A 6,439-nucleotide genomic window follows, 5' to 3' on the forward strand; every position below is an offset into this window, starting at 1 on the left:
TCTTGTTCATCTGCAGTTCCAGTTTTGCGAATACCGCTTTGAGGACATCGATTGCCCTCAGGGCTTGTTCCTTGGTTTTGCAAAGGATGACCAGGTGAGTAGCCCCGGGGAATCTCACCCCGAGGCCCTCTCAGAACCGGACTTGAACCTCTCGACTCATCCGGCTCCCATTATCCAGCCCCAGGCAAAATCCCCATTTGCCATTGCACGAACAATTGCGGTTCCCGTCTGGCAATCTTACCGAGCCATTGGTTCGCCCGCCGTTTATGCCGACTAAGCTTCTTGTACTTGCGTCTCGCCCAGTGCACCAGCGCTCGATTCATGTGTTTGAGTACAGTGTACAGTTCCGATTTGTAAAAGCGTCCGTAGTAGTTAACCCACCCCTTGACCACAGGATTGAACATCCGCGACAGATCTTCGAGGGTCTTGTCAGGCTTTACATGCATGCGCCAGTCATGAATTGTCTGCTGCATGGCCTTCTTCGCCTTGTTGCTGACTGCCGGAGTAAAATTGATGAAGAATTTGCCATATCTGTTCTTGGATCTTCGCGGACGAAACGTGTACCCCAGAAAATCAAACTTCGTCTCCGGATAATCTCCGCGTCGGTCATCGTCCTTACAATAGACGATACGTGTTTTGGTTGGATGTAATTCCAGTCCGCATTCCTTGAATCTCTGCTCAAGGCTAGCCCGAAGCTCCTGTGCATCTCTCATGCTATGGCAGTGCGCTACAGCATCATCGGCATATCGAGCGAACGGTTTGTCTGGATGATACTTGTCCATCCACTTGTCAAACGCATAGTGTAGGAACAGATTGGCTAATACGGGGCTCGCCACACCACCTTGTGGTGTGCCCTTGGTTCGCTCCACTACGGATCCATCCGGCATTTGCATCGGTGCCTTGAGCCATCTCTCGATGTAGAGAATCACCCACGGATTGTCCGTATGTTTGCGAACCGCCTTCATTAACAGTTCGTGGTCAATATTGTCAAACAGCCCCTTGATGTCGAACTCTAGCACCCAGTCGTATTTCCAGCATCTCTGCCGAGTGACTGCCAGTGCATCGGCGGCCGATTTCCCCGGTCGATATCCATATGAGTCCGCGTAAAAGTATGGCTCCACTTTGGGCTCAAAATAGATTTTCACGACCATCTGCGCAACCCGGTCGGCCACAGTAGGCACTCCGAGGATGCGCGTTCCCCCGTTCTTCTTGGGTATTTCAACCGCCTTCACAGGGGGAGGAAAGTAGCTACCGGACGACATTCTGTTCCAAATCTTATAGAGGTTGTTTTTCAGGTTCGACTCGAACTTCTCCAAGCTGACATTATCGACTCCGGCTGCTCCTCCGTTTGCTTTCACTCGTTGGAACGCCTCTAGTACTACATGTTTGGAGATTTCGTAAGGCTTTGTTTTGTTCATTGGCTCCTCCCTTATGGTTGACCACTGTTCAAAAACTGGATAACACAACCCCTTCGCTCCACTTCCATTACGAAGTTTCATGACTACTACGGGTTGTTCCGTCCCTGCATGTCGCATCAGTACTTTTGTCCTTGCGGTTCTTCCGCTTGGAGGTTTCCCTTGGCATCGAAATGCAGGTTCCCACGTTCCTAACCGAAGCCTGTGCCACGTTCACGCCGCCTCCATGCCGGCCACCATCTGGACAGTCTGTAAGGAATTGGCTGGGCAATCCGTTGGATTGAAGGAAATCATACAAGCCCGTAATCGTCGCCGACGGCAGTTGAGTCAAGAAGTTCGCGACCGTTCAGAGGTCGTTGACAGGCTGCTAGCGGTTCATCAACCAGAACCGCCAATTCAGAAAGAAGAATCTGAGCTACCCGAAGCCAAGGAAGTCCCATTACGTTTAAAGAGGTACTACAATGAATGAACGGTCTGATTTCTTGATTACAAAGGAGTATCGACGTTTCACTGAGTTTTGTGATGCCGTCCGACGATATAAATATATTGGTCTCTGCTATGGACCTCCCGGTGTCGGCAAGACTCTATCAGCTCGCCATTATGCCAGATGGGATTTTCTCGAACCATATCTTTACTTGACAGTGAAAAGTTATTGTCGAAAAATTGTTGGATAGAAAAATAACCAATCAGGCGATCACGTGATATCCTAAGGTTCCTAAGCCAGAAAGGAGATCAGGTCGCAGAAAGGGTTACACTGCAAGTTTACCCGATTTCGTCGCGATCCGCCATACGATGCTGAAATTTATGAATGAAGTTTTGTCTGCGTTCCGAGCTTGCTTTTCCCGAACCGCTACATTCGAGTGGTTCGTTGTCATCATTGTCGGTCTGATGCTGCGTACCGATCATCTGGGGGTGACGACCCTGATCCGGGATCTCTCCTTGCATCCGCGTGGCTACGAGACCTTGATCCATTTCTTCCGTTCCTCCGCTTGGTCGCTGGAATCCCTTCGGCTCACGTGGGTTCAAGTCGTTCGGCGCGTAGCCCCACTGTTTTCCCTTAACGGAGCGGTAGTCCTCGTCGGCGACGGGATGAAGCAAGCCAAGGAGGCCCGCCGGATGCCCGGCGTCAAGAAGCTGCATCAGGAATCCGAGAACAGCTCCAAAGCCGAGTATATCTTCGGCCATCTGTTTGGCGCCATCGGCATCCTCATGGGGACACCCCGCAAGTGGTTCTGTCTCCCGTTATTCATGAACTTGCAGGATGGCGTGAAATCGATCTTCGGCTGGGAACATCCGGCTGAGCGGCAGGACTCCCATGTTGTGCAGATGATCGATCAGGGCTTTGTGGCCGCCCAGGCGTTCGGGAAAGCGATCCTGCTGCTGGATCGGTACTTCCTGTCCATTCCCGCGCTGGAGCGATGGAAGGCAGAGAGCGCATCGGCTGCCGCGCCCCTATACATCGTCACGAAGGTCAAAACCAATGCAGTGGCTTATGAGCATCCGTCGGCCCGGAAGAAGGGAAGAGGGCGTCCGCCGAAGAAAGGCCCGATGGTCAAACTGAAGGAGTTGTTCCAGACCCGCGCGTCCGAGTTTCAAACCACGGTGACGATGTACGGCAAGGAAGAGACGGTTCAGTACCTTTGCCTGGATTTGCTGTGGGGACAAGGACTGTATCAGGAACTGCGCTTTGTGCTGGTCCGTTGGGGCGACCGGCTGTCCATTCTCGTGACCACCGATCTTACCTTGGCGGCGACGGACATCATCCAGTTATACGGATACCGCTTCAAGATCGAATGTACGTTCCGCGAAATGAAGCAAGCCATCGGTGGATTCAGCTACCATTTCTGGAGCAAGTCCATGCCGAAGCTGAAACGGTATCTCAAGAAGGGAGAATCCCATCCGGTAGAACAGGTTATCGATGAAAAGGAACGCTCCCGCATTCGGCAAACGGTGAAAGCGATTGAAGGATACGTCATGTGCAGTTGCATCGCCATGGGGTTGTTGCAGCTGATCGCCGTCCGTTATTCGGGCCGGGTTCCGGGCTTGTTCTTTCGCTACCTGAGAACGCCCTCCAAGACGGTCGTTTCCGAGGCCACGGTGATGGCTTATTTGCGCACGTCGATTTTTCGCCTGTTTGCTTGTAATCCGCAATTATCCATAACGAAAATAATCCAATCCAAGCAGGAAACGCATGATATTGACGCCAATTCGCTGGCTTCTTAATGCTTAGAACTTTTCACTGTCCAGTATCTAAAATATCTGAAGGAAATGAACGAGAGTGATCAAGAATAACCAATGGAGTAGTAAAGAATCAAAAAACTACCCCGACTAAAATCAGGGTAGCTCCACCATTCCCATATTATGCTTGAACCGGTTTCCATCGCCGCAAGAACATGTCGGTCTTTCCTTGGCCTCCAATACTCCCATTAAGAAAGCAAAGTAGAACCATTATTTTTTATTCGTTGCCTCTATGACGAGAAATAGATCTCTGGCGTACCCCTCAACGCGGATGACTTCAAAACCGATTTGGCCTATCAGTTCAAGAGTATTACGATTCAAATGACATCCATCGCAGAGCCGTTTCCATACGGGTGTTAGCCAATCCTGTAATCGACAAAGCACAGGATGATTCAACCTTACATGCTCGAAAAAAAGAACTTTTCCATCCGGTTTGCACACCCGACGAATCTCTTCCATTGCTTTGTAAGAATCGGGTATCGTGCAGAGAACCAGGGTTCCTACTACCGTGTCGAAAGAATTATCGGGAAACGGGAGATCCTCGGCTCCGGCTGAAATGACTTCAATTCGAACGCGAGCAGCGGTAACTCGTGGTATAGACTTTTCTCTCATCAGAGGTTCAGGTTCGATCGCAATAACCTGTTCCGCCTTTTCGTAAAAAGGAAAGTTCAACCCTGTGCCCGAACCGATCTCCAGCACTTTCCCCTCGGCTTTACGAACCAGGTTTTTTCGGATTTCCCGAAATCCTCTCCGTTCCAAAGGCTCCATCAATGTGTCATACAATCTGGTGAACCATTTGCACATCGTGCTACACCTCTACGTCCGAGAAAACAATGTTTGAATATTGTCCTCGATATATTCTCGTCTCATGGGACCGGTAAAACATGTTGAATGTTACCCTTCTTATCGATAAAGAATGACCGGTTGTTTTTCTTGTAGCCGCCACATTCGATCACCTCATTTCGTCTTAATTTGTGTATTCGAACCAAATGATCTAATCCGCATCATATGTTGGCATTATAAATAATAAATGTGTTGAAATTGTGATAATTGTTGGTTTAACACAGTAAAAAAGTCGCCACGCAGGCGACCATCTTTGTCTTTCATCATAGGGCTTCTAGCCGCCTTGATCAGCAAGTTAGAACTGCCTAAATCTCATTTTCCTTCGAAGTAGGCCCCTGCTGTTATTTAAAAATAGGGGTAAACTGAGAAAGCTCGTAAATACCGAGAACTTTTTCATATTCAGAAATTTGATTAACGATTTTCTTAAAACCTTCTTTCCCGAATCTCTTCTCCTCAATTTCCTCAAACAGTTTTCCCAAACGTTCAAATTCTTCCGGATTCGTCAATTCGCGAAAAGCGGGAAACAGAACTGTGTCTTCCCGTGCCTCATGGGGTTCATACATGCGGATATACAGGGACAGAAGCTGAGACAGTTGAAACCGTTCCCGCCAGTTATACCCGTTTGGAATCCGGGAAGCATTAAAATCAGGTCGGTCAATTGACGTGCTGCCGTATGTTGCTCCAAAAGCACACGGACTAGATCAACTTGTTCTCCCTCTTTTAAAAACACGGGAAAGACATACTGTTCTTCAAGTTGTTGATGATAGTCTTCTACAAAACGTCTTGTAACAACTGCTGCATTAAAAATCACCGGATACACCCGATACGGGTCCATCGGCTTTTCGCCAACCAATCTTTTTACTGAGTCCTCGTAAACCAACAGAATCCTTTTTAACACTCCGTGCTCTCGCATCAAATCTTCAGTAGGCGGGACTTCCATTTCCTTCTCCATTTTCATCTCTTTCTGCCGCTCAGCTCCTTCAGCTTGTGGTTCCATGGTATCACCCCTTGACCAAAACTCAGCACATTGTATGTAATCGCCTACCGATTTGTTAATTATTCGAATGCGGCCAAACTGCAGTCATTGTTCAATCTGATTTCTTCCTGTTGTTAAGTTAAAATAGTAGTACAATCTCCAGATGAAAGGAAGGATCTTATCAGCCCCACTTCGGGCTACCAGAAGCTATTAGAACGGATCTTTATTGGCGGGGCGGCGAATGCGGAAGCGATGGTCTCCGAAGGAGGAGTTGACGTAATTGTTGATTTACGGGAGGAAGCAACCGAGTCCGCAGTCCAATCCCCAGTTGTGCGGTGGATTCATGTTCCGCTTGCGGATGCAAAGTCAGGACAGGAGGCAAATCTCCGAAAAGCGATTGACGAAGTGGTCAGCGCCTATAAACGAGGCAATATTGTGGCCTTTCACTGAGCAGGTGGCAATCGGTGTGTTGCTTGAGATGGGTTTGAGCAAAACGGTCGATCAGGCCGAACAGGCGGTCCAAAAAATTCGGCTCGAGGTTAAGGTGGATCCCCTTCTAAAACAGGATCTGCAAAAGTTATATCCGGGTTCTTAAGAAGGTAGCTAGTAATGTCGTCTAACAGAATGGGGTAAGTCAAGAAACATCCACGAACCAGTTTCGGATTGCAGTTGTATAAATAACATTTTTTTCATATTATCGATCCTGAAATATTCATAGGTGCTTAGAACGATTGGGTGAAATGGAATATTTTGTTATATTTTACCGTATTTGTGAAACGATCAGTCTGCTCGGTATCAGAGAGTAGCCACCTACTCTCTTTGAGTATGGATATTAATTCATTATTTAGATAAATATAGATATTGAATGACATACGTATCCGTTGGATCAATGAGCATTTTTTTTAAATGTCTATCATTCACAGTCCATCAACCGAAACGGGGTAAACGCTGAATGTTACGAAACGTT

The 6,439-nt window shown here is 48.1% G+C and carries 7 protein-coding genes and 1 pseudogene; 5 read left to right on the forward strand and 3 right to left on the reverse strand.

Translation table 11 applies throughout. The features are described 5' to 3' along the window. Positions 1-170: 170 nt before the first annotated feature. Positions 171-1,418: a group II intron reverse transcriptase/maturase gene (gene ltrA, locus ACFO8Q_RS01065; protein ID WP_380023633.1), complete on the reverse strand. Its 1,248-nt coding sequence runs from the start codon at positions 1,416-1,418 to the stop codon at positions 171-173. Between the two features lie 79 nt (positions 1,419-1,497). Here ltrA and ACFO8Q_RS01070 point away from each other — a divergent pair, with 79 nt between their 5' ends. The 3 genes and pseudogenes from ACFO8Q_RS01070 (at position 1,498) to ACFO8Q_RS01080 (ending at position 3,638) form a co-directional block, all read left to right on the forward strand. Further along, a complete protein-coding gene (locus tag ACFO8Q_RS01070; RefSeq protein ID WP_380023634.1) occupies positions 1,498-1,884 on the forward strand; it encodes a hypothetical protein in 387 nt (128 codons plus the stop codon). After that, positions 1,877-2,038, forward strand: a pseudogene (locus ACFO8Q_RS01075) (AAA family ATPase); the annotation flags it as partial. The gene ACFO8Q_RS01070 and the pseudogene ACFO8Q_RS01075, both read left to right, overlap by 8 nt. A gap of 181 nt (positions 2,039-2,219) precedes the next feature. Then, entirely contained in the window at positions 2,220-3,638 is a 1,419-nt protein-coding gene (locus ACFO8Q_RS01080) for a transposase (RefSeq protein ID WP_380023635.1), read from the forward strand. A 225-nt stretch (positions 3,639-3,863) separates the two neighbouring features. Here ACFO8Q_RS01080 and ACFO8Q_RS01085 read toward each other — a convergent pair whose 3' ends face one another. Both ACFO8Q_RS01085 and ACFO8Q_RS01090 read right to left on the reverse strand, forming a co-directional pair. Next, entirely contained in the window at positions 3,864-4,457 is a 594-nt protein-coding gene (locus ACFO8Q_RS01085) for a class I SAM-dependent methyltransferase (protein ID WP_380023637.1), read from the reverse strand. A gap of 541 nt (positions 4,458-4,998) precedes the next feature. Then, positions 4,999-5,493 carry a hemerythrin domain-containing protein gene (locus ACFO8Q_RS01090; protein ID WP_380023639.1) on the reverse strand — a complete coding sequence of 165 codons (495 nt, stop codon included), beginning with the start codon at positions 5,491-5,493 and terminating at the stop codon, positions 4,999-5,001. A gap of 231 nt (positions 5,494-5,724) precedes the next feature. Between ACFO8Q_RS01090 and ACFO8Q_RS01095 the strand changes: the two genes are divergently transcribed. Next, positions 5,725-5,922: a hypothetical protein gene (locus tag ACFO8Q_RS01095; RefSeq protein WP_380023640.1), complete on the forward strand. Its 198-nt coding sequence runs from the start codon at positions 5,725-5,727 to the stop codon at positions 5,920-5,922. A 16-nt stretch (positions 5,923-5,938) separates the two neighbouring features. Further along, entirely contained in the window at positions 5,939-6,067 is a 129-nt protein-coding gene (locus ACFO8Q_RS01100) for a hypothetical protein (RefSeq protein WP_380023641.1), read from the forward strand. Positions 6,068-6,439: the final 372 nt, after the last annotated feature.

Origin of the sequence: Effusibacillus consociatus (genome assembly GCF_042652925.1) — a bacterium.
GTDB classification, from domain to species: Bacteria; Bacillota; Bacilli; order Tumebacillales; family Effusibacillaceae; genus Effusibacillus; species Effusibacillus consociatus.